This is a genomic window from Hyphomonas sp. (assembly GCF_041398385.1).
In the GTDB taxonomy this organism is placed as follows: domain Bacteria; phylum Pseudomonadota; class Alphaproteobacteria; order Caulobacterales; family Hyphomonadaceae; genus Hyphomonas.
Genome location: NZ_JAWKUW010000001.1, coordinates 594735 through 617280, shown reverse-complemented (window position 1 = coordinate 617280; position 22546 = coordinate 594735). Strand labels below are relative to the sequence as shown.

The window sequence follows — 22546 nt, the reverse complement described above, 5'->3', positions numbered from 1 at the left end:
CGCGGGAATACATAAAGGCCGTAGGGGCGTCAACCGGAGAGTCCCGCTGGAAACCGGAAAAATGCACCTTGCTCCGCGCCGGTCCTAACGGTCGCGGAAATGGGCGGCCCGCTTTTCGATATAGGCCGCCATGCCCTCTTTCTGGTCTTCGGTCGAGAACAGGGACTGGAACATGCGCCGTTCGAACTGGATGCCCTGCGACAGCGGGGTTTCGAAGGCATAATTGACCGCTTCCTTGGTCATCATGGCGCCGGCCATGGGCATGGAGGCGATGGTGCGGGCCAGCTCCCGGGCTTCGGTCATCAGGTCGTCGGCCTTGACCACGCGGGAAACGAGCCCGCTGCGCTCGGCCTCGACGGCGTCCATCATGCGGCCGGTCAGGCAGAGTTCCATGGCCTTGGACTTGCCGATGGCGCGGGCCAGGCGCTGGGTGCCGCCGGCGCCGGGCATCACGCCAAGGCGCACTTCCGGCTGGCCGAAGCGGGCGGTGTCGGCCGCCAGGATAATGTCGCACATCAGGGCGAGCTCACAGCCGCCGCCGACAGCATAGCCCGAAACGGCCGCGATGATCGGCTTGCGCAGGCGGGCCGCGCGCTCCCAGTTGCGGGAGATGAAGTCTTCATAATAGGATTCCGGGAAGGTCTTATCCCTGATTTCCTTGACGTCGGCGCCGCCGGAAAAGGCCTTCTTGCCGCCGGTCAGGATCACGCAGCCGATCTTGTCATCGGCTTCGCAGCGGTCGAGCGCGTCGGTCAGGTCGTTCATCATCGCCTCGCACAGCGCATTCAGCGCGTCCGGGCGGTTCATCTGGATCACGGCAACGCCGGTATCCTCGTCGAATTCTGTGAGCAGGGTGGCGTAGGACATTGGAAGGGGAACCTTTCGGATGCCGCCGCGCGCCGGATCGGGCTCGCAAGGCGGACAGTGTCGGGTCTTATGGTTAAGGGGATGTTTGCGGGACGCGGCCGGGATCTGATTGGGGCGCGGTGTTAACCTTTGATGACACGAACGTCATGTTCGTCTCGAGGCGCGCGCTATACGCCCGCGGGCAAGTCTTGTCACTATGTTGAGTCAGGGCGGTCATGCGGCCGTTAACTGCATGCCCTGTGGCGGACCGGACTCTGCCTCTATATGGAAGGGCGATGAGCGATACGTCCTTCCCCCCGCAAGACCCCGAACGCAACCGGCTGACCGGGCGGCTGGCCCGCACGGCGAAGGTAGGGGCGAACCTCTCCGGCGCGGGCCTGACCTTTGCGGCGCAGAGCCTGTTCGGCGGTGAGCAGGGGGACGAAAAGATTGCCCGCGCGCTCGCGGCAGCGCTCGGCAAGTCCAAGGGGCCGCTGATGAAGGTGGCGCAGATGCTGTCCACCGTGCCGGACCTGTTGCCTGCCGAATACGCGGCCGAGTTCGCCCAGCTGCAGGCCGAGGCGCCGGCGATGGGCTGGCCCTTTGTCCGCCGCCGCATGCGGGCGGAGCTGGGCGCGGACTGGCAGGGCAAGTTTGCGGAATTCGGTCACGAGGCCTCCCATGCCGCCTCGCTGGGGCAGGTGCATGCCGCGACGCTTCACGATGGGCGCAGGGTCGCCTGCAAGCTGCAATATCCGGACATGGCAAGCGCGGTGGAATCCGATGTCGGCCAGCTGAAGACCGTGCTCGGCCTGTTCAAGCGCATGGACGGCTCGATCGACCCGACCGCCATGGTGGAGGAAATCGCCGACCGCCTGCGCGAGGAACTCGACTATGCCCGCGAGGGCAAGCACATGCGCCTCTACCGGGACATGCTGTCAGGCTATGATTTCGTGCAGGTGCCGGACCTGATCGAAGACCTCTCCACCGACCGGCTGCTAACCATGAGCTGGCTCAGCGGCGCGCGCCTCACCGCCTTCGAGGACGCCCCGCAGGAGACCCGCAACCGGATCGCCGAAATGCTGTTCTGGACCTGGTGGGGCCCGTTCAACTCCCACGCGGTCATCCATGGCGACCCGCATCTCGGCAACTATCAGGTCACCGGCGAGGGGACAGGCCTCAACCTGCTCGACTTCGGCTGCATCCGCATCTTCCCGCCGGGCTTTGTCGAAGGCGTGGTGGATCTCTACCGCGCCATCCTCGCCGACGATTTCGATGCGAGTTTTGCCGCGTATGAGAAATGGGGCTTCGTGGGCCTCTCGAAGGAACTGGTCGAAGTGCTGAACATCTGGGCGCGCTTCATCTATGGCCCGCTGCTGGATGACCGCGTGCGCAGCGTCGCCGACGGCGTGACGCCCGGCGAATATGGCCGCAAGGAAGCCATGTCCGTCCGCAAGCTGCTGCGCGAAAAGGGGCCGGTGAAGGTCCCCCGCGAATTCGTCTTCATGGACCGCGCCGCCATCGGCCTCGGCGCCGCCTATCTCCGCCTGCATGCGGAGCTGAACTTCTACAAGCTGTTCAATGAGAGCCTTGAGGGCTTCTCGGTGGAGGCGGTGGCGAAGCGGCAGGCGGACGCGCTGGAGAGGGTAGGGCTGGGATAAGCCCTCTCCTCCCACGCGCCCCTTGACCCCTCTCCCTTCAGGGAGAGGAGGGGCCCGCCGCCGAAGGCGGTGGGAGGTGAGGGCTTTTAATTCATCTTGAATTTTATCGGGATCGACTTCGGCCCGCTCACGAAATTCGCCTGCACGCGCGTCGGCGTGCCCGCAAGCTCCACCGACTGGAGCCGCGGCAGCAGCTCTTCCCAAAGCACGCGCATTTCCATCCGTCCCAGATGCTGGCCAAGGCAGACATGCGCGCCATAGCCGAAGGCGACATGCTTGTTGGGAGAGCGGTCCACCTTGAACGTGTACGGATCGTCGAACACGTCCTCGTCGCGGTTACCTGACGGGTAGGAGAGGAACAGCCAGTCGTTCTTCTTTATCTGCTTGCCGGCAACTTCCGTGTCGGCCGTCGCGGTGCGCATGAAGTGCTTCACCGGCGTTTCCCAGCGGATGGATTCCTCCACCATGGACGGGATCAGTGACAGGTCGTCCTTCACCTTGCGGAACTGGTCGGGGTTCTCGGCGAGCGCCCAGAGCGCGCCGGCCGTGGTGTTTGACGTCGTGTCATGCCCGGCCGTCGCCGCGATGATGTAATAGGACATCGCTTCGAGATGGCCGAGCGGCTGGCCGTAGACGGCGCCATTGGCGATCACGCTCGCAAGATCCTCGCGCGGGTTCTTGCGGCGGTCTTCGGTCATCGCGTTGAAATAGGTCATGAAGTCCGTGACCGTCGCCATGATGTTCGAGATGCCGACATCGGTGTCGCCGACGCTCTCGCCCGTCCGGTTCACCTCCGGATCCTGTGCGCCGAACAGTTCCTGCGTCAGCTTCAGCATGCGCGGCTCGTCCACCTCCGGCACGCCCATCACTTCCATGATGACGTGCAGCGGATAGAGGAACGCCACATCGCGGGCGAAGTCGCACTCGGTGCCATGGTCGGCCATCTTGTCGATGAAGCCGCGGGCGATCTCGCGGATCCGGTCTTCCAGCTTGCGCAGGTTCTGCGGCATGAACCAGGCCTGCGTCAGGCGCCGGTACTGCATATGGTCCGGATTATCCATCTGCACGAGGGAGCGCAGCAAATTGGGCGAGCCGCCCATCATCGCGCGCACTTTCTGGTCTGCCTCGATCGTGGTCAGCGTCGCGGAGCGGTCTTCATTGTGGAAGAGGTCGTTCTGCCGCTCGACGGTGAGAATGTCGGCATGTTTCGAGACCACCCAGAACGGGTCGTAGCCTTCCACTTCGGCCACATCGAGCGGCGCGTTCTTCCGCAACCAGGCGAAGGCTTCGTGGGACTTGTCCCAGTCGGCATAGGCTTTCGGGTCGACAACGGCTTCGGCGATATGGGTGGGTATGGACATGCGTTCCTCCGGGTGCGGGCCCGCTTGGCGGGATCTTGGGTGCGTGCCTAACATATACTTGCTATACAGCCAACAAATATGTTAGGCCGCCCCATGGCTGACGTTGCGACTCCCTCCCGATCTTCCTCACCGCGCCTGACACAGGCCGAGCGCCGGGACCGGTCCGAACGCGAACTGCTGGAGGCGACCCTGCGTGTCGTGTCGGAGCAGGGGGTTTCGGCCGCCACGTTCGAAACCATCGGCAAGGAAGCCGGCTATTCCCGCGGCCTCGTCAGCCAGCGCTTCGGCTCCAAGGACGGCCTCATCCGCGCGCTGATCGCCCATCTGCACGACTGGCAGGCCGAGGCGCTCGACCGCGACCAGATCGCCCGCATGGATGGCCTGACTGCCCTGTGCGCATTCGTGCACCTGCATTGCGACACGCTGGACGAGCATGACGAGGCCAAGGCCTATTACATGCTACTGGCCGCGGCCGTGGCCGACCGGCTGGACACGCAGGCGGCCTTCGCGGAGTCGCATGAAATCGAGCGCGTCCTGATCCGCGCCATCATCGAACGCGGGCAGGCGGGCGGCGACATCCGTCCTGATGTGGACGCCGACGCGACCGCGCTGATGACCGGCTGCGCGCTGATGGGAATCAGGATGCAGAACCTGATCGATCCGGCTACGGATGTTGTGGCGATCCGCGATGCACTTGTGGCGTCGCTGCGGGCACGGTTGTCGCCGGATAGCTGAAGAGGAGGGGGATATGAGCACAGAGGCTTACAAGGTCTGGCAGTGCCGCACCTGTGGTTACATCTACGAAGAGGAACACGGCGATCCCGGCGAAGGCCTCGCCCCCGGCACCCGCTGGGCCGACATTCCGGCCGACTGGATCTGCCCCCTCTGCGGCACGCCGAAATCCGACTTCGACATGATCGAGCTCTGAGGGCGGCCTGGCAGCTTCCGGGCTTTGTCTTGTGCCTTCACAGGGATCATTGGGCGCCGCCGCGGTTCCGTGCGGCGTCTATTGGCTTCCATGGGCCGAACTTGTGCTGGTCCTGCGAGAAATTGTCAGCATAAGGCGGGAACGGGGCATCGACCGGTTTGCGCGTCCGGTCGGGATAGTCCCGGTCAAGTCCGGTCATTTCAGGCCGCGACTGGACATTGATAAAGGCGGCGATGTCAAAGGCTTCCTCTTCCGTCAGGACCGGCGCCTCAAAGCTGACGCCAAACGGCATGTTGGCGCGAATGAAGCTGGCCGACTTGAGAATTCGATGCATCCCGGCGCCGGTATTGAAACTGTCCCGGCCCCAGAGCGGCGGATACGCATAGCCTGCTGCGCCATCGTCCTTTGGTTTGCCCTGGCCGTCTGCGCCATGGCAGGAGGCACACTTTGTGAGATAGAGTTCGGCGCCGCGCACCGGATCGGCGGCCCGGTCCATAAAGCCGAGCGCCGGTGCGCCGCGTCCATCCAGGCCAGCCGGCGCCTGTTCGCTGAGAAATCCGATATAGGCGATGATCGCTTGCATCTCCGCCGATTCTTCGGGCAGGGCCCGGCCGTTCATGCTGCGCTCGAAACAGCCATTGATCCGCTGTGCGAGAGTCTGGTCGCTGTTCTCGCGGGCCATGTCGCGTGGATAGGCACCGGCGACGCCTACGAAGGACAGTCCGTAGCGCTTGCGGCCGGCATCAAGATGACACGAGCCGCAGGCAAGTCCGTTTCCCGCATAGCGCATGTCAGGATCGGCAACGTCCGGACCCAGATAGGCATACGTCTCCGTCACCAGGTTCCTGCCATAAAGCACCTGCTGCTTCGACGGTCCGTCTGCCAGCATTTCAGGCTCGGGATGTGGCCATTCTTCTGGCGCAACCAGCGTCACTTCCTTCCCGGACGGGTCAATGTCCGCGGCCGGGCCCTGCCTCATGCAAGCCGGTGCGACAGCCAATAGCAACATTACGATCAGTAGCCGGATTGGCGGCTGATACGCCGGGAGAGGGATCCTGCGCGCCTGCTGCCGGGGTGAACATCGCATGCTTCGGAAACTCATGGCTCCGCATGGCGGCATTCGCCGCTGGCCTTGTCGCATTCGAGTCGGTCGAGGGGGATGAGATCGCCGAACGGGGTGAGCCGGTCCGGGTCATCCACCAGCAGCGTCACCGCATAGGCCGGGCCGACCGAGTCCCAGCTCGCCCAGGGCGCATGATCCGTGTCCAGACAGACCTTTTTCGTCTTGCCGGGATTGAGCACGACCTTGCCGAGGTCCGGCTCGGTGTCCACCCAGTGACCCTTCGCGTCGTGCAGCACGAGCAGGTACTGCAGCTGCCGGTCGGACGTGTTGGCCACATCGGTGCACACGCTGAGCTCATCGCTGCCATCCGGTTCGGCAAGGCGCGTCTGCAGGCTGTTCAGCATCTCCCCGCCCGTATGCCCGCCGGGATACAGCATCGCGCCGAAGCGGGAATTCACCGCCGTATAATAGATCGCCGCGCCGACCCGGCAGGTGGCGTGGATCAACGGCTTTTCATAGGGGTCGAATGTCGCGTCGCAGGCCTCGCGCATACGGTCGAGAAACAGCGTATCGCAGGTGCCCTGGTCCAGCGCGCCGGACCGGTAACAGGAATCGTGCAGCTTGCAGGCCTGGAGGAAGATTCCGTCCGGCACGGCGACATCCAGCAGGTCTTCCCCGCCACAGGCATCCATCGGCAGGCTTGCGGCGTTCAGGGCGGCGGCGACGGCCGGCGAGTCGAGCGGGGAGGCGGGGTCGGCGCCCGCAGGCATTGTGGCGAGGCCCGCAAGGCTGCCAAGAACCAGATGCCGCATCATGGAACGACCCTCCCACTGAATCGGCCCAACCAAACAATCGCGTGTGGCAAAAAAAGGGCCGGGCCGGCCTCACGGCTTGGCAGGCCGGGGCGCTGGCGCTAAGCCGCAGGCATGACTGATGACCTGACAAGAAACCAGACCTTCGACCTGCCCCCCGGCTATCAGATGCTGCCCTGGCATCGCGGCTTCGGGCGCCAGGTGGGGCCGCTCTTCGAGAAGCGCGACGAAAACGGCCTTACCCGGGCTTTCCGCGTCGAGGAACACCACACCAACGGCATGATGAACGCCCATGGCGGCATGCTGATGACCTTTGCGGACATGGCCTGGGGTTCCGCGGTGGAAAAGGATGACGACACCTGGTGGGTCACCGTCCGCCTGATGTGCGATTTCCTCTCCGGCGCGCCGCTGCATAGCTTCATCGAGGGCCGCGGACAGGTGATCGGCCGGCAGGACGACATCTTCACCGTCGAGGGCAAGATCTGGACTGGCGACAAGCTGCTGATGCGCGGCACCGGAATTTTCAAGGTGATCGAGCGCCGCGACGGCGCAGAAAAGCCGTTCAAACGGGCCGAGCCGGCCTAGAGCAGCTGGATCAGTCCCGCCGCGCCGCAGGCCAGCACCACGGCGACCACATTCACGCGGTACCGGATCAGCGCCACGGCCGCTGCGGCGGCGATCACCATGGCGAGCAGGTTCGCCGAGGCAAGATCCGGCAGGTGCAGGCTGTGGCCCCAGGGCAGGGCGGCGTCCGCCTGGCGGTCGAACAGGACATTCACGCTGAACAGCACCGCCAGCGTCGCGATCACGCCCAGCACGGCCGAGGTGATGGCGCCGAGCGCGCCTTTCGCCCGCACGCTGTGGCGCAGGCGCTCGGCAAAGGGTGCCCCGGCGAAGATCCACACAAATGAAGGCGCGAAGGTGCACCAGGCGGCCATGGCCGCCGTCGCCAGCGCAAAGCCGAGCCCACCGCCCTCGGCATTCCATCCCGCCATGAAGCCCACGAATTCATTGACCAGCACCAGCGGTCCCGGCGTCGTCTCAGCGAGGCCGAGCCCGTCGATCATCTGTCCGGCAGAGAGCCAGCCTTCGGCATTCACCGCCTGCTGCTGGAGGTAGGCGAGCACGGCATAGGCGCCGCCAAAGGTGACGACCGCCAGCTTGGAAAACAGGAGGCCGACGCGGGTCAGCACATGGTCCGGCCCCAGCAGGACAAAGCTCGCCGCCAGCGGCGCGAGCCAGAGCGTGCCCCAGAGGGTGGCAGCCCTGAAAGCCTTGCCGGCGTCGAATCGGCCCTGCGGCGCCGGGCGTTCAGCCGCGCCGCCGGAGACCAGGATCCCGACCATCCCCGCGCCGAGGATTACCAGCGGGAAGGGCAGGTTGAACAGGTAGAGCGCCAGAAAGGCCGCCCCGGCGACCAGCAGGTCCAGCGGGTCTTTCAGGGTGCGCCGGCCGATCCGCACCAGCGCGTCCAGCACGAAGGCGACCACCGCTGCCTTCACCCCCAGGAACAGCGCCGCCACCAGCGGCACCTCACCCAGCGCCGCGTACAGCCAGGCCAGCGCAAACACCAGAAGCGCCCCCGGCGCCACGAACAGGAGGCCCGCAATCATGCCGCCCGCGACGCCGCGCAGGCGCCAGCCGGCATAGGTTGCCAGCTGCTGCGCCTCCGGTCCCGGCAGCAGCATGCAGTAATTCAGGGCGTGGAGGTAATCCTCGTTCGCGATCCACTTCTTCTCCTCCACGAAGACGCGGTGCATCAGCGCGATCTGCCCGGCCGGGCCGCCAAAGCCGAGGCAGCCGACCTTGAAGCTTGCGGCGGTCAGCTCCGCGAGGCTGGGCGCAGGGGCAGGGACGATGGTGTCGGTCATATCCGCTCGCAGGTAGCCGAAATTGACGCATGCGCAAGCCGGGCATTCCGGTTGACTTCCAGCCCCGGCCCCCGTATCGGCGAGCGCAATGAACACTGCACCGCACCACCATCACCATTCGTGACGCGCCGGAGAGGCGCGAACCGGTCCGGCTGCGCCTCCTGAACAGTGTTCCCCCAGAGAACCGACCCAGACGAGGCAGGCCGGCAAGGTCCGCGCCCCATCGACGTGCTGCCTTCCCAATCCCGCCGCTACCGACTATTCGGGGGCGCAAACAGGACCAGACGAGCACATGAGCGACAAAGCCCCCCAGCCTCTTTCCGGCCAAGGTCTTTCCGGCAAGGATCTCGCCCGCAAGCCGCGCGGCTTTCCCGACAAGCGGGAAGCGCTCATTCACGCGCAGGCGCAGCTCGTGGAGACGGTCACGGGCGTTTACCGGCAGTGGGGCTTCGAAGCGCTCGACACCGGCGCCTTCGAATATGCCGACGCGCTCGGCAAGTTCCTGCCGGATGCCGACCGGCCGAATGCCGGCGTCTTTTCCCTGCAGGACGATGACGAGCAGTGGATTTCGCTCCGCTATGACCTGACCGCCCCGCTCGCCCGCTTCGTGGCAGAGGCCGGTCAGGGCCTCGGCCGTCCGTTCCGCCGCTATGCCGCGGGGCCGGTCTGGCGCAACGAGAAGCCGGGGCCGGGACGCTTCCGCGAGTTCTGGCAGTGCGATGCCGACACGGTCGGCGCGCCGGGCTTTCACGCAGACGCCGAGATGATCGCTATGGGCGCCGAAGCGCTGCGGGCCGTGGGCATGGAGACCGGCGAGTTCGTGATCCGCGTCAACACCCGCCGCCTGCTGAACGGCGTCCTGGACGGGGTAGGGGCGACAAGCGCAGAGACCCGCCTCGCCATCCTGAGGGCGCTGGACAAGCTGGATCGCCTCGGCGCCGCCGGCGTCGCGGACCTGCTGGGCAAGGGCCGCATGGATGAGAGCGGCGACTTCACCAAGGGTGCGGGGCTTGGGCCGGACGAAGTGAAAACCGTGCTCGCCTTCGCCGAAGCCGGCGCGAAGACGCGGGCCGAAACGCTGGCGAACCTGTCGAAAGCCACGGGCTCGACGGAAGAAGGCAAGGCCGGTCTTGCCGAGCTCGAAGCCATCGCCCTCGCCCTCGACGCCCTCGGCGCGCCGGAAGGCGATGTCGTGATCGACCCCTCGGTCGTGCGCGGCCTCGAATACTATACCGGCCCCGTCTACGAGGCCGAACTGCTGCGCGAGGTGACCGGCGAGGACGGCAAGACCTACCGCATCGGCTCCATCGGCGGCGGCGGGCGCTATGACGACCTCGTTGCGCGCTTCACGGGTGAGACGGTTCCGGCGACGGGCTTTTCCATTGGCATTTCGCGCCTCGCCTCCGCGCTGCAGATCATGGGCGAGACGGCGAAGCTGGACGGCCCGGTCGTCGTGCTGAACCTCGACAAGGAAAATCCGTCCACGGCGTTGTCCATCGCCGCCGAGCTGCGTCGCGCAGGCATCCGGGCGGAGGCTTATATGGGCGCCTCCGGCATGCGCCCGCAGATGAAATATGCCGACCGGCGCAATTCGCCCGCCGTTGTCATCGTCGGTGAGGACGAGGCCGCGAAAGGCACCGTCACCATCAAGGATCTCGAGATGGGTGCCCTGAAAGCCAAGGCGATCCAATCGAACGAGGAATACCGCGAGGCCCGCCCCGGCCAGGTGGAAGTGCCGCGCGCCGACATGGTCGCCACCATTCGTGCCATCGTCGAGGCGCAGGCATGACCGAAGCCGCCATCGCTGACGCCGCGCGCAGCGTGTTCGTGGCCTCCGGCGCACGGCCGGTGGACCCGGCCTATATCATGCGCTCCGATATTCCGCTGGAACTCTCCGGCGAGGCGGTGCGCGCGCGCCTCTGTGTGTTCACGGACAATCGCGGCAACGAGATGGTCATGCGGCCGGACCTGACCCTGCCGGTCGCCGGCATGGAGGCTGAGCGCCTTGCCGCTGGCGGTAGCGGGCCGGCGGCCTATTGCTATGCCGCCGAAGCCTTCCGCCTGCCGGCGGCACCGGACGATCCGATGGAATTCACCCAGGCCGGCTTCGAGCGGTTCGGCCTGAATTCGACGCCCTATGAGGATGCCGAGGCCTTCGCCCTCGTGCATGAGGCCGTCGCCGCCTGCGATGTGAAGCCCATGTCCATCGCGACGGGCGACCTTGCCGTCTTCCCGGCCTTTGTCGATGCGCTCGGCCTGCCGCGCGTGACGGCGGACCTGTTGAAGCGTGCCTTCCGGCAGGAGGGGGGCGTGCGTGCCCTGCTTGAGACCGCGCCGCTGCCCATAGAGGACGATTTCGTGCCGGTGCTTGAGGCGGCCTCGCCGGAGGCGGCGGAGACCGCGTTTCAGGCCGCTCTCAATGCGCGGGGTATTCCGCTGATCGGCACACGGAGCGTTTCAGAGATCGTCTCCGGTCTGCGCGCCCGCGCTGCGGCGCAGGCCGCCGGCGGCGTCCCGGACGCGGTGCGCAGCGTCATTGGTGCGCTCGCAGCGGTGAACTGCAGCGCGGGTGAGGCCGCCGACCAGCTCGACGCCATCGCGGTGCGCTTCCGCCTGTCGAAGGCGAGCCCGGCTATCGACCGCGTGGCGCGGCGGATGGAGCTGATCCGCGACATGCTGCCGGACCTGAAAGCCATCTGCCAGTTCCGTTCCGGCTTCGGGCGGCGCTTTACCTATTATGACGGCTTCCTGTTCGAGACGCTGGGCGCGAACCTCACCGATCGCCAGCCCATTGCCTCCGGCGGGCGCTATGACGGCCTTGTCGCAGGCCTCTCGAACGGGCGCGCCAACGCCACGGCCATCGGCGGCATCATCCGGCCGGACCGTGTGCTGCGCGCGAAGGGGAGGGGCGCATGACCCGTCTGTCTCTGGCCATCCCGTCCAAGGGCCGTCTCAAGGAACAATCCGAGGCATGGCTCGCCGGTGCCGGCTTCCCGGTTTCCCAGATCGGGGGCGAGCGCGGCTACCAGGCCTTGATCGAAGGGCTCGGCGATGTCGAGATGCGGCTCCTGTCGGCGCGCGAGATCGCGCAGGGCCTGATCGATGGCAGCCTGCATGCCGGCGTCACCGGCGAAGACCTGCTGCATGATCTCGCCGCCGATCCGGAGGGCGATTTCCGTGTGCTGCACCGGCTGGGCTTTGGCGGGGCCGACGTGATCGTCGCCGTGCCGCAGGCCTGGGTCGATGTCGATACAATGGCGGAGCTGGAAGCGGCTGGCGCTGCCTTCCGCAAGGCGCACGGCCGGCGCCTGCGGGTCGCCACCAAGTACCTTCAGCTGACCCGCCGCTTTTTTGCCGCCAGATCGGTCGGCGAATACCGCCTCGTGGAGAGCGCCGGGGCGACCGAAGCGGCGCCGACGACGGGCTCGGCCGATGTCATCGTTGACATCACCTCGACCGGGGCGACCCTCAAGGCCAACGGCCTCAAGATTCTTTCCGACGGACTCATCCTGAAGAGCGAAGCCGTGTTCGCAATTTCCCGGAATGCGGTGTGGGACGCGCCGGCCAGTACCAGTCTGGAATGTTTGCTTTCTGGTGCAGGCATTACAGATCAGGAATGATCACAATTTTTTTGGTCACAATCTTGACACAACTCTGAAACCGTTGCCTTATGCACTGGCAAGTTTCTGGGAGGAAACGCTGCAAACGGTGGAGAGGCGCGGTGCCCAGGGGGGCGCCGCGCCTCTTTTTCATCTGGAGATGCTTGGTGGGGGCCAAGTTGAGGCCGGGTCAACCGGAGCAACGGCTCAGGTGAGGTAGGGGGCGTTTTGGACATCACGTCCGGCCAACCCGGCTTCATGAATAACAATATGCACTTATCGATAAACGTCAAGAACTTTTATCGTTTTTCGCTTAATTCTTTGTAATGGTCACTAACACCGGCGGCTTGCCATTGCCGGGGTCTATCCGGATCATGCGGGTGGTGCCGTCCGGCGTGGCGGTATCGCTGATCGCCGTGCCGGTCGCGCGGAGGGTGAGTTCCTGCATCCCGTCCGGCAGCGTTTCCAGATCGACCTCGAAGACAGGAGCTGCCGTTTCCGGCCGGGCGGGTGTGGGCGTTGTCAGGAACTGGACCATGCCGTCCTCGCGGATCACCATGGCCGGCCGGTCGGACACACCTGCCAGGCCCGGCGCTTCGGTTTCAGCAGGCTCATCTGCCGCCGGCAGCGTGTTGAGCGGCAGGCGCAACTCCAGGTCAGCAGCCTGCGCAAGCGCGGCCTGAGGCATCAGGTACAGCGTGGCGGCCAGGGCAATTGCGGGTTTCATCAGCGCCTCCTTCAGGAATCTCCCGCGCCCAGTTAAGCGCGAATTGGCGGTCCTGTCACATGTGCGGGGCGCGGTGTTGACTTCCGCGCGGCCCCCCGCCATGCGTGGCCCCAGAAACGAAATTCCCGCGACATCGGAAGGGCAACAGATGAGCGACCCCCGCCAGCATATCATGCCGGTTTACCGGCCTCCCGAAGAAGTCTTCGTGAAAGGAGAAGGCCCCTACCTCTTCACCGAGGACGACACGCGCTATCTGGACTTTATCGCCGGCATCGCGGTCAACGCCCTCGGCCACGCCCACCCGGCCATGGTGGCGGCCCTGCAGGAACAGGCCGGCAAGCTGTGGCACACGTCCAATATGTTCCGTGTACGGGCAGGCGAGGAACTGGCCGACAAGATCTGCCGCGACACGTTTGCGGATCGCGTCTTCTTTACCAATTCCGGCACCGAGGCGATCGAATGCGCCCTCAAGACCGCGCGCAAGTATCACTGGGCGAACGGCAATGAGGAACGCATCGACATCATCACCTTCACGGGCGCCTTCCATGGCCGCTCGATCGGCGCCATCAATGCCGGCGGCAATCCGAAATACCTTGAAGGCTTCGGGCCCGCGCTGCCGGGCTTCGTGCATCTCGAATGGGGTGACCATGACGCCCTGAAGGAAGCCATGGCCCGGCCCACCGCGGCGGCCGTCCTGGTCGAACCCGTACAGGGCGAAGGCGGCGTGCGCGCCATGCCGGAACAGTGCCTCAAGGGCCTGCGCGAGCTGTGCGACGAGCATGGCGTGCTGATGATCCTCGACGAGGTCCAGTGCGGCATGGGCCGCACGGGCAAGCTGTTCGCCTATCAATGGGCCGACGGCGTCACGCCGGACATTCTGTGTTCGGCAAAAGGCATCGGCGGCGGCTTCCCCTTCGGCGCCTGCCTCACCACCGAGGCCTGCGGCGAGCATATGCAGCCGGGCAGCCATGGCTCCACCTATGGCGGCAACCCGCTGGCCATGGCGGTCGGCAATGTCGTCTGGGACATCATCTCCGACGAGACATTCCTCGCCGAAGTCCGCCGCGTCTCCGGCACCCTCGCGCAGAACCTCAAGGGCCTTGCCGACTCCCACCCCGACAAGGTGGTGGAAGTCACCGGCAAGGGCCTCTTGACCGGGCTCAAGATGAATGCCGATCCGAAAGGGCTGCAGGGCCTCTGCCGCGACCGCAACCTGCTGACCGGCGTTGCCGGCGCAAACGTGCTGCGCCTCGCCCCGCCGCTCAACATCACGGACGCGCATGTCCGCGAAGCCACCGGCATCATCGACGAGGCGATCTCTGCGTGGGATCCGGCCTGACCGTATCCCGTTCTGTCGACATGAAGCGGCCGGCTCCGGAAGGGGCCGGCCGTTTTGCCTCTGGGCCTGCGCGGGTCAGTCGGGGCGGCGCTTGCGGCCTGTCACCATGGCGCGGGCGAGGTTTTCCTTGTGCACCAGGCTGGACGCGACGACGCCGGCCAGGTGCAGCCCCACCAGCGCAAGCGTGATGTAGACGAACGCCTTGTGGACGCCTTCCAGCAATTCCTCGGCGCCGGACTCCTCATGACCGCCGTCCTCCTCCTCGCCGAACGCGCCCGCGATCGGGGCAAAGGTTTGTTCCGTGACGATCCCGGCCAGCGGGCCGGCATTGTCTTCCACGGCATACAGCGCCATGCCGCTGGAAGTCGTCACCAGCAGGCTGAACAGTAGCGCCACCACCATGGCCCCGCCGGCCGGATTGTGCCCGGCATAGTCTTTTGCCTTGCCGGTCGTGAGGCCCCGCAGGTAGCCGAACACCGCGCCCGGTCCCCGGACAAAGCCGGCAAAGCGCGCATGCTTTGTCCCGACGAAGCCCCAGACAATACGGATCAGCACATAGGCGGCGACCACATAGCCCGCCCATTTGTGGATGCTGAAATAATCGTCGCCAGACAGGTAGGCCGTGAAGAAACCGATCACCAGGGTCCAGTGACCCACACGGATCAGGGGGTCCCACACAGCTTGGAAATGTGTTTTGGGTGTGTCCATGTTCGTTGCTCCACGTCTGCCTGCTGGCCTGGTGTGAAGCTGGCGCGCTGGCGGCGCCCGCACCATCCGCCAAATGACGCATTTCCAATCCCGCACGATCTGGCAAAGAGGGCTTATGTCAGATGACGTATCCGGACGCAGGGGTATTCTCGGGGTCGCCGTGCTGTTCGGCGCCATTGCGGTGTTCATCGGCATCGACCTGCTGACCGACAGCGGAGACGGGGCAGGGGCCGGCCACCTGCTGGCGGAGCTGACGGTTCTGGTAGTTGCCGCGTTCGGCTTCGGCGCGATGGTCTGGCGCCTGCGGCGGCTCCACCGCGCGCTGGCCGATGCCCGTCAGGATGCCGGCCGCTGGCGCGACGAGAACCGTGAGCTTGTGCAGGGGCTCGGCGTTGCCATCGCCCGGCAGTTTTCTGCCTGGGGCCTGACTGACGCAGAATCCGATGTCGGGCTCCTCCTGCTGAAGGGCCTGTCGCTTCAGGAAATCGCCGACCTGCGCGAAACCAGCGAGCGCACGGTGCGGGAGCAGGCCCGGGCGGTCTATCGCAAGAGCAGCCTCGCCGGGCGCAATGCTCTGTCGGCCTATTTCCTCGAAGACCTCTTGCCGGGTACAAGCGGCTGAGACTCGCCAATTCCAGGAAGCAGGTTCCGAATGAAATTTTCCCTGAAGCTTGCCGTCGCCCTCACCCTGGGCCTCGGCGCCTGTGCCTCACAGCCCGTACCGCAACCGGAGACCGTACAGCCGGCCGTCTCCGAACCCGCCAGCCCTGAGCTGACGCCGGAACAAGAGAAGGTGGCGGCCGATGCGGCACAGCTCTGCACCCTGGTGCCGGAACATTATGTCTTCTTTGCCGGCAAGGAAAACGCCTGGGCGACAGCGTGCGCAGCCGCGCCTGCGGCCATCGCAGGCGTAGAGACGAAATCCGCCCAGCTGCGCGTGCTCGAAGACCTGCTGGATGTGCTCTATGATCCGCATGTGAGCTTCGGGGCCAATTCCGCCGCCTCGCCGCGCCTTGTGCCGAGCGGCAATGATTACTGGCTGGAAAACGGCATCGTCACCGGCGTGCGGCCGGGCGGCATGGCGGCGCTTGCCGGCCTCAATTTCGGCGACGAAGTGGTTGCGGTCGACGGCCAGCCGCTGGAAGACGCGATTGCCGAACGCATCCGCCCGGAAGGCGCAGAGCCAGCCGCGGCGCAAATCGCCTGGGCGGAGCACGCCGCCGCAGCCGGCTATCGCGACCGCCTCCACTCCGTCACGGTGCGCCGGGGCGGGCAGGATGTGACCCTCCTGCTGGATGGCGCCCTTCCGGATACGGATTATGAACCGGTGACAGCCAGCATGCTGCCCGGCGGCATCGGCTATATCCGGTTCAATAATTCCCTCGGCGACGGCAACACCGTTCCGGCCTTCGATGCAGCCATGGAGACCCTGAAAGGCGCCCGCGCCTGGGTTCTGGACCTGCGCGACACGCCGGGTGGCGGCAGCACGGATATTGCCGAGCCTGTCATGGGTCGCTTCATCGACGAAGCAGGCGGCTACCAGCTTATCCGTCCGCCGGGAGAGCCGGAATGGGTGAAGACGGTCTCGCCGCACGGTGTGACCGCCGAAGGCCCGCTGGCCGTGCTTGTCGGCCACTGGACCGGCAGCATGGGTGAGGGCATGGCCGTCGGTCTCGATGGCCTGCGCCGGGCGGACGTGTTCGGCAACGACATGGCCGGCCTCGCCGGCGGCGTCGACACATTCATCCTCGATGCGACCGGCCTCGCGGTGAACCTGCCGACCTATGACCTTGCCCATATTGACGGCACGCCGCGCTATGCCTGGAATCCGCCGCATCCGGTGATCGCCGACAATGGCGCCGGGCCGGATCTTGCGCTGAAGGCTGCGACGGACTGGATCCGTTCGTTTGAGGATTGACGGGCAGGCAGGCGAATGCGCTGGATAGGCTCATGACCACGCTCACCGCCGCCTGTATCCAGATGCGCTCCGGCACGGAGGTGGCGCCGAATGTTGCGGCGGCCTCCGCCCTCATCCGCGAAGCGGCGGGGCAGGGCGCGACCTTCATCGCGACGCCCGAAATGACGAATTTGCTGGACATCCGCCCCGGCATGGCGCGGCCGAAGATTGTGGCGGAGGCAGACGACGTAACGCTGAAATCCCTGCGCGCGCTGACTGCGGAGCTGGGCGTCACGTTGCTGATCGGTTCGCTCGCCGTGGCGCTGCCGGATGAGGAGCGCTTCGCCAACCGCTCCTTCCTGATCGGGCCGGATGGCAACATTCTTGCCCGCTACGACAAGATTCACATGTTCGATGTCGAAGTCGGCGACGGGCAGTCCTATCGCGAAAGCCGCGCCTATCGTCCGGGGACGGAAGCTGTGCTGGCCACCGCGCCGTTCGGAAAAGTGGGCGTGACCATCTGCTACGATGTCCGCTTCCCGCACCTCTATCGCCGCCTTGCGCAGGCGGGTGCGGACATTCTCATCGTGCCGGCGGCCTTCACGCGCGTCACCGGGGAGGCGCACTGGCATGTCCTGCTCCGCGCCCGCGCCATCGAGACCGGCTGTTTCGTCGTCGCCCCGGCGCAGGGCGGCAGGCATGAGGACGGGCGCGAGACCTTCGGCCACTCGCTGATCGTCTCGCCCTGGGGCGAGGTGCTGGCCGAGGCGGCGCATGCCGAGCCGGGCATCATTCTGGCGGAGCTGGACCTTGACGCCGTGACGAAGGCGCGGGGGCGGATCCCCTCGCTCGGCAACGACCGGGAGTTTCCGGTGGCGAAGTCCTAGCGCCCCAGCCGCCGGCGGAATTCCTCGTATCCGAAATCGGAAATCTGCTCGACGCGGCCGTCTTCCCAGCGGATGGCGAGATTTGCCAGCGGCGTGCCGTTGAACGTGTTCGTCTTGACGAAACTGTAGTGCATCTGGTCGGTGAACTGCAGCCGGTCGCCGGGCGCCAGCGGCTTGTGGAAGGAATAATCGCCGATCACGTCGCCGGTCATGCAGGTCTTGCCGCCGAGCCGGTAGGTGTGCGGCTTCTCGCCCGGCAGGCCGGCATCCACGATGTCGGGCCGGTAGGGCACTTCCAGCACGTCCGGCATATGCGTCGAGGCCGAGGCGTCGAGGATGGCGAGGTCCATCTCGTTCCAGTGCAGCGCCAGCACCGTCGCATGCAGCTCGCCCGTATTGACGACAAGGCCCGCGCCCGGCTCCAGGATCACCTCGACGCCGAAGCGCGCCTTGAAGCGGCGGATCGCATCGATCAGCACGCTGACATCATAGCCGGGCTTGTTGAGGAAATGCCCGCCGCCGAAATTCACGGCGCTGACCTGTTCGATATATTGCCCGAAATTCCCGGCCACATGATCGATGAGGCCGGCGGAGCCCTCGTGCAGGCTCTCGCAGAGGGCGTGGACGTGAAAAATGTCGACGCCGGACCAGTCGATACTGTCCAGCTTCGCCGGCACTTCGCCGAACCGGCTCATCGGTGCGGTGGGGTTGTAGAGGTCCCCGCCCAGCGTCGCATTGGAATAGCCGGGATTGACCCGCAGGCCGACATGGGCGCCCGCATTGCGCGCGATGTCGCCGAAGCGGGCGAGCTGTTCGGCGGAATTGAAATAGATGTGCTGGGCCACATCCGTCAGCCGGCGGACTTCGTCTTCCGTATAGGCCGGCGAATAGACATGCACTTCCTTGCCGAAGCTCTCATGGCCCATGATGGCCTCATGCTCGCCGCTGGCCGTCGTGCCGTCGAGATAGTCCCGCATCATCGGGAACGCCGCCGGCATGGCGAACGCCTTGGTCGCCAGCAGGATCTTGCAGCCGGCTTCCTCCCGCACACGCTTTGCCGTCCCCAGATTTTTCCGGAGGCGGGCGACGTCAAGGACGAAGCAGGGGGTGGGGAGGTCAGTGGGCAGCGGCGGAAAGCTCATGCGTCCAGTCTTTCAAGTTCCAGTGTGTCGGCGCGGGCGCCGCTTTCAGTCCAGAGGTGGCGGTGACTTTCCCGTTCGGGGTCCGCGAGGAAAGCTTCCCGCGCCACCGCGTCAGGGAAGGTCAACAAATGCACTTCTCGGCGTCCATCCGGTGAGCGCATGCGCATGCCGAGCTGGCCGCCATGGGCTTCGAGGCGGGACAGAACCCGGTCCTCGTAGGCGTTGAAAGCGTCGAGGCCCTGTGCTGGTATGTCGATGGATACCAGCAGGTGCATGGCCTTAGGTCTCCACCGCGAACAGCTCGTCCTGGTCGCCCGCTTCGATGTCGATGATCGTCGTCGGCAGGCCGCGCGTTGCCACGTCGTCGAGGAAGGGCTTCGACGGGAACTGTTCCACGTTGAACACGCCCGCGCCTTTCCAGATGCCCTTGAAGAACATCGCCGCGCCGGAGACCGGCGGCACGCCCGTCGTGTAGGAGACGGCCTGCGCGGAGACTTCCTTGTTGGTCTCGGCATGGTCGCAGACATTGTAGAGCATCTTGGCGAGCGGCTTGCCATCCTTCCGCCCCCGGACGATCACGCCGATCGAGGTCTTGCCGGAATAGCCTTCCGCGAGGGAGGAGGGCGCCGGCAGCAGGTCGCGCAGGAATTCCATCGGAATGATGTCCATGCCCTTGTGCTTGATCGGCTCGAGGCTGATCAGGCCGATGGATTTGAAGACTTCGAGGTGCTTGATATAGGCCTCGCCAAAGGTCATCCAGAAGCGGATCTGCTTCAGGCCCTTGATGTTCTTCACAAGGCTTTCCTCTTCCTCGTGATAGATGAGGTAGGAGGCGCGCGGGCCGACCTGCGGATAGTCCACCATCGTCTTGATGCTGAGCGCCGGGATCTCGATCCACTCGCCATTCTTCCAGTATTTGCCGTCCTGCGTCACTTCGCGGAGGTTGATCTCCGGATTGAAGTTCGTGGCGAAGGTCTTGCCATGGTCGCCGGCATTGCAGTCGACGATGTCGATGAAGTCGATCTCGTCGAACAGGTGTTCCTGCGCATAGGCGCACCATATGTTCGAGACGCCGGGGTCGAAGCCGCAGCCGAGAATGGCGGTGATGCCCTTCTCCCTGAAGCGCTCCTGATAGGCCCATTGCCAGGAGTATTCGAACTTCGCCACGTCGCGCGGCTCATAGTTCGCGGTGTCCATGTAGTTGCAGCCGGTCTCGAGGCACGCATCCATGATCGGCAGGTCCTGATAGGGCAGGGCCATGTTGATCAGGAGGTCCGGCTTCACTTTCTGGATGAGCGCGACGACCTCGGCCACGTTATCGGCATCGACCTGCGCGATCTCGATCGGCGTCTTGCAGAGCGCGGCCACCTTCTCGCAACTCTCGATGCGGCGGGAGGCGAGGGTAATGTGCTTGAAGGTATCGCGGTCCATCGCGCATTTCTGGGCGACGACCGAGCCGGCAGCGCCGGCACCGATGATAAGAACGCGGTCCATGTCTGTGAGAACTCCAGGCAAGGGTGGAAGGATTGCCTGTCACATAGGGCAATCTGACGGGGTTCGCCAGTGGCGTTTCCCGGTGGCGATCAGTCCGGTTTCAGCGGCTCACCCAGCTCCGCCTTCAGGGACTCGACGAGCGCGTCCACGCGCGACTTGTTCTTGCCGAAATCGGACTTTCCGACGCGTGAGCGGGAATAGATTGCGATCTCCGCCGTATATTCGCTGTCCGCATGGACCAGCACATCCACATCGTCCCGGAAGCGCGCAATCGGCGTTACGGCCACGTATTTCAGCTGGTAGTCGCCATTATCCAGCTGGCGCTGGACGGCTGAGGGTTCAAGACCGGCGACAACAGAGGCCACATGGTCTGCCGGGAAACTGAAGCGCAATGCCTCGCCGGGTTCGCCCGCCGCCGGGCATACGGCCGGTCCGCACAGAAGGTACTGGTTGCCGGCGGCCACAGGCGCCAGCCCTGAAAAATCGACCCATTCGTCCGGAGGAACCGGGCTGGACGTGCAGGCCGCCATCATGGTCAGGGCGGCGAGGGCAGAAAGCGGTCTCATCATGTCTGGTCCTCCCTTGGTGCCGGCCGGAGGCGCTTGCGGCCTGATCCGGCACATATCTCAACGTACACGGGATCGCGCTCCGGCGCCCGCCCTTTCTTTGAATGAACGCGTTCGATCGCCGGACCCGTGCCGGAGTCCCGGCGTTGACTCAGCTCAATTGTGACATTTGCCGGCTGTTGCGGCCGCTGCGATTCCCGGCGGAGTCTACGGTTCCGGCGGGTCGCGCAGCCACGCCGCCGCCTCATTCCTGTCGGGATGGAGTGGTCTCTGGCGCCCATAACCACAAGACGCGGCGGCCGCTCCGGTCCATCCGCGCATACGCAAGGAGACACCCTATGACTCTTGAGAGCCTCGTGATTTTCCTCCTCATCGGTGCCGTCGCCGGCTGGCTGTCCGGCGTCATCGTGAAAGGCTACGGCTTCGGCATCCTCGGCAACATTGTTGTCGGTATTCTCGGTGCCTTCGTCGCCGGTTTCGTTTTCCCGGCCCTGCATATCAGCCTCGGGGCCGGCCTTGTCGGCGCCATCATCCACTCGACCATTGGCGCCGTGATCCTCCTCCTTCTGGTCCGGGTCCTGAAACGGGCCTGACCGCCGGCGCAGGAATTCCCTGCACGCTCTGGTTTCGCGGGCCATTATGCGCTATGGCCCGCGCTTCCTTTTGAGGGGGACCAGCCATGGCCGGACGTCACTTCCTGGATATCTGGCATCTCGACCATGTCGAGCTGCGCGAAATTCTCGACATGGCCCATGCCATGAAGAAGGCCCGTGCCGGCTGGCCCAAGGGCCGTATCGACGATGGTGCGCCGCTGGAGGGCCACACGCTGGCCATGCTGTTCGAGAAGTCGTCCACCCGCACGCGCTTTTCCTTCGACATGGCGATGCGCCAGCTGGGCGGCACCTCGATCACGGCCAATGCCAGTGACATGCAGCTCGGCCGCGGCGAGACCATCGAGGACACGGCCCGCGTTCTCTCCCGCTATGTCGATGCGGTGATGATCCGCGCCAACGACCATTCCGATGTCGAGGCCTTTGCGGAGTTTTCCTCCGTCCCCGTCATCAATGGCCTGACCGACCGCTCGCATCCCTGCCAGATCATGGCGGACCTTCAGACGCTGGAAGAGCATGGGGTCACCCTGCGCGGCGCGCGCCTTGCCTGGGTCGGCGACGGCAACAATGTCTGCGCCAGCTTCATGCATGCGGCCGGCAAGTTCGGTTTCACCCTCGCCGTCGGCACGCCGCCGCGCTTTGCCCCCGACGATGAAGACCTCGACATCGCCCGCGAAATGCAGGGCCGGATCGAGCTCTACGAAACCGCCGAGGAGGCTGTCGCCGGCGCCGACGTGGTGATCGCGGACACGTTCGTCTCAATGGGCGATCAGGATGCCGAACGCCGCCTCGAAATCCTTGATCCCTACGCCGTGACCGGGGAGCTGATGGACCTTGCAAATGGCAAGGCCTTCTTCCTGCACTGCCTGCCGGCCCACCGGGGCGAGGAAGTTGACGCCGACGTCATCGACGGCCCGCAAAGCCTCGTCTTCGACGAAGCCGAAAACCGCCTCCACGCGCAGAAAGCGGTGCTGCGCTGGTGCCTCGAGAAATAGCAACCCGTACCTCTTTTCGAGGCTTGCGCACGGCAGTGG

The 22546-nt window shown here is 65.4% G+C and carries 24 protein-coding genes; 13 read left to right on the top strand and 11 right to left on the bottom strand.

Annotation, left to right across the window (positions count from 1 at the left end; all coding sequences use genetic code 11):
- Positions 1 to 84: 84 nt before the first annotated feature.
- Positions 85 to 867: an enoyl-CoA hydratase gene (locus tag R3C13_RS03035; protein ID WP_371309315.1), complete on the bottom strand. Its 783-nt coding sequence runs from the start codon at positions 865 to 867 to the stop codon at positions 85 to 87.
- A gap of 275 nt (positions 868 to 1142) precedes the next feature.
- Between R3C13_RS03035 and R3C13_RS03030 the strand changes: the two genes are divergently transcribed.
- Positions 1143 to 2507 carry an ABC1 kinase family protein gene (locus tag R3C13_RS03030; protein WP_371309314.1) on the top strand — a complete coding sequence of 455 codons (1365 nt, stop codon included), beginning with the start codon at positions 1143 to 1145 and terminating at the stop codon, positions 2505 to 2507.
- Between the two features lie 86 nt (positions 2508 to 2593).
- On the opposite strand, the gene R3C13_RS03025 is transcribed toward R3C13_RS03030, so the two are convergent.
- The gene (locus R3C13_RS03025; RefSeq protein ID WP_371309313.1) at positions 2594 to 3868 is read right to left on the bottom strand and encodes a cytochrome P450; all 1275 of its coding nucleotides are present in this window, start codon (positions 3866 to 3868) and stop codon (positions 2594 to 2596) included.
- A gap of 93 nt (positions 3869 to 3961) precedes the next feature.
- Between R3C13_RS03025 and R3C13_RS03020 the strand changes: the two genes are divergently transcribed.
- Both R3C13_RS03020 and R3C13_RS03015 read left to right on the top strand, forming a co-directional pair.
- Complete coding sequence (locus tag R3C13_RS03020; protein WP_371309312.1) at positions 3962 to 4603, top strand: TetR/AcrR family transcriptional regulator; 642 nt, start codon at positions 3962 to 3964, stop codon at positions 4601 to 4603.
- Positions 4604 to 4616: 13 nt separating this feature from the next.
- Positions 4617 to 4796, top strand: coding sequence for a rubredoxin (locus R3C13_RS03015; protein WP_371309311.1), 180 nt, complete (start codon positions 4617 to 4619; stop codon positions 4794 to 4796).
- Positions 4797 to 4842: 46 nt separating this feature from the next.
- Here the strand turns inward: R3C13_RS03015 and R3C13_RS03010 are convergent, their stop codons facing one another.
- Together R3C13_RS03010 and R3C13_RS03005 are read right to left on the bottom strand one after the other, a co-directional pair.
- On the bottom strand, positions 4843 to 5775 hold the full coding sequence (locus R3C13_RS03010; RefSeq protein WP_371309310.1) for a c-type cytochrome: 933 nt from the start codon (positions 5773 to 5775) through the stop codon (positions 4843 to 4845).
- 119 nt (positions 5776 to 5894) lie between these two features.
- Positions 5895 to 6674, bottom strand: a complete 780-nt coding sequence (locus R3C13_RS03005) for a hypothetical protein (RefSeq protein ID WP_371309309.1) — start codon at positions 6672 to 6674, stop codon at positions 5895 to 5897.
- 111 nt (positions 6675 to 6785) lie between these two features.
- Between R3C13_RS03005 and R3C13_RS03000 the strand changes: the two genes are divergently transcribed.
- On the top strand, positions 6786 to 7256 hold the full coding sequence (locus tag R3C13_RS03000; protein WP_371309308.1) for a PaaI family thioesterase: 471 nt from the start codon (positions 6786 to 6788) through the stop codon (positions 7254 to 7256).
- Here R3C13_RS03000 and chrA read toward each other — a convergent pair.
- Complete coding sequence (gene chrA, locus R3C13_RS02995) at positions 7253 to 8542, bottom strand: chromate efflux transporter (RefSeq protein WP_371309307.1); 1290 nt, start codon at positions 8540 to 8542, stop codon at positions 7253 to 7255. The two genes, R3C13_RS03000 and chrA, sit on opposite strands and share 4 nt — an antisense overlap.
- Before the next feature lie 292 nt (positions 8543 to 8834).
- On the opposite strand from chrA, the gene hisS reads away from it, so the two are divergent.
- From hisS to hisG, 3 genes are read left to right on the top strand one after another with little or no spacing between them, the layout of a single operon-like run.
- Positions 8835 to 10331 (top strand): histidine--tRNA ligase, encoded by a 1497-nt coding sequence (gene hisS / locus R3C13_RS02990; protein WP_371309306.1) that lies wholly within the window; start codon positions 8835 to 8837, stop codon positions 10329 to 10331.
- Positions 10328 to 11458: an ATP phosphoribosyltransferase regulatory subunit gene (locus R3C13_RS02985; protein ID WP_371309305.1), complete on the top strand. Its 1131-nt coding sequence runs from the start codon at positions 10328 to 10330 to the stop codon at positions 11456 to 11458. The genes hisS and R3C13_RS02985 overlap by 4 nt, the downstream gene beginning before the upstream one ends.
- Positions 11455 to 12162, top strand: a complete 708-nt coding sequence (hisG, locus tag R3C13_RS02980; protein WP_371309304.1) for an ATP phosphoribosyltransferase — start codon at positions 11455 to 11457, stop codon at positions 12160 to 12162. Before R3C13_RS02985 ends, hisG begins: the two co-directional genes overlap by 4 nt.
- Positions 12163 to 12454: 292 nt before the next feature.
- Here the strand turns inward: hisG and R3C13_RS02975 are convergent, their stop codons facing one another.
- Complete coding sequence (locus tag R3C13_RS02975; protein ID WP_371309303.1) at positions 12455 to 12868, bottom strand: hypothetical protein; 414 nt, start codon at positions 12866 to 12868, stop codon at positions 12455 to 12457.
- 148 nt (positions 12869 to 13016) lie between these two features.
- On the opposite strand from R3C13_RS02975, the gene R3C13_RS02970 reads away from it, so the two are divergent.
- Positions 13017 to 14207 (top strand): aspartate aminotransferase family protein, encoded by a 1191-nt coding sequence (locus R3C13_RS02970; protein ID WP_371309302.1) that lies wholly within the window; start codon positions 13017 to 13019, stop codon positions 14205 to 14207.
- Between the two features lie 75 nt (positions 14208 to 14282).
- On the opposite strand, the gene R3C13_RS02965 is transcribed toward R3C13_RS02970, so the two are convergent.
- The gene (locus R3C13_RS02965; protein ID WP_371309301.1) at positions 14283 to 14915 is read right to left on the bottom strand and encodes a cytochrome b/b6 domain-containing protein; all 633 of its coding nucleotides are present in this window, start codon (positions 14913 to 14915) and stop codon (positions 14283 to 14285) included.
- Positions 14916 to 15030: 115 nt separating this feature from the next.
- Between R3C13_RS02965 and R3C13_RS02960 the strand changes: the two genes are divergently transcribed.
- The 3 genes from R3C13_RS02960 to R3C13_RS02950 are packed head-to-tail and all read left to right on the top strand — an operon-like array spanning position 15031 to position 17699.
- Entirely contained in the window at positions 15031 to 15537 is a 507-nt protein-coding gene (locus R3C13_RS02960; protein WP_371309300.1) for a helix-turn-helix transcriptional regulator, read from the top strand.
- Between the two features lie 30 nt (positions 15538 to 15567).
- On the top strand, positions 15568 to 16833 hold the full coding sequence (locus R3C13_RS02955; RefSeq protein WP_371309299.1) for a S41 family peptidase: 1266 nt from the start codon (positions 15568 to 15570) through the stop codon (positions 16831 to 16833).
- A gap of 32 nt (positions 16834 to 16865) precedes the next feature.
- Positions 16866 to 17699 carry a carbon-nitrogen hydrolase family protein gene (locus tag R3C13_RS02950; RefSeq protein WP_371309298.1) on the top strand — a complete coding sequence of 278 codons (834 nt, stop codon included), beginning with the start codon at positions 16866 to 16868 and terminating at the stop codon, positions 17697 to 17699.
- On the opposite strand, the gene nspC is transcribed toward R3C13_RS02950, so the two are convergent.
- The 4 genes from nspC to R3C13_RS02930 form a co-directional block, all read right to left on the bottom strand.
- Positions 17696 to 18841 (bottom strand): carboxynorspermidine decarboxylase, encoded by a 1146-nt coding sequence (nspC, locus tag R3C13_RS02945; RefSeq protein ID WP_371309297.1) that lies wholly within the window; start codon positions 18839 to 18841, stop codon positions 17696 to 17698. The two genes, R3C13_RS02950 and nspC, sit on opposite strands and share 4 nt — an antisense overlap.
- A complete protein-coding gene (locus tag R3C13_RS02940; protein ID WP_371309296.1) occupies positions 18838 to 19116 on the bottom strand; it encodes a hypothetical protein in 279 nt (92 codons plus the stop codon). The genes nspC and R3C13_RS02940 overlap by 4 nt, the downstream gene beginning before the upstream one ends.
- A gap of 4 nt (positions 19117 to 19120) precedes the next feature.
- On the bottom strand, positions 19121 to 20335 hold the full coding sequence (locus tag R3C13_RS02935) for a saccharopine dehydrogenase family protein (RefSeq protein ID WP_371309295.1): 1215 nt from the start codon (positions 20333 to 20335) through the stop codon (positions 19121 to 19123).
- A gap of 89 nt (positions 20336 to 20424) precedes the next feature.
- On the bottom strand, positions 20425 to 20904 hold the full coding sequence (locus R3C13_RS02930; protein ID WP_371309294.1) for a DUF1499 domain-containing protein: 480 nt from the start codon (positions 20902 to 20904) through the stop codon (positions 20425 to 20427).
- Between the two features lie 335 nt (positions 20905 to 21239).
- On the opposite strand from R3C13_RS02930, the gene R3C13_RS02925 reads away from it, so the two are divergent.
- Positions 21240 to 21494: a GlsB/YeaQ/YmgE family stress response membrane protein gene (locus tag R3C13_RS02925; RefSeq protein WP_371309293.1), complete on the top strand. Its 255-nt coding sequence runs from the start codon at positions 21240 to 21242 to the stop codon at positions 21492 to 21494.
- 86 nt (positions 21495 to 21580) lie between these two features.
- Positions 21581 to 22507 (top strand): ornithine carbamoyltransferase, encoded by a 927-nt coding sequence (gene argF / locus R3C13_RS02920; RefSeq protein WP_371309292.1) that lies wholly within the window; start codon positions 21581 to 21583, stop codon positions 22505 to 22507.
- Positions 22508 to 22546: the final 39 nt, after the last annotated feature.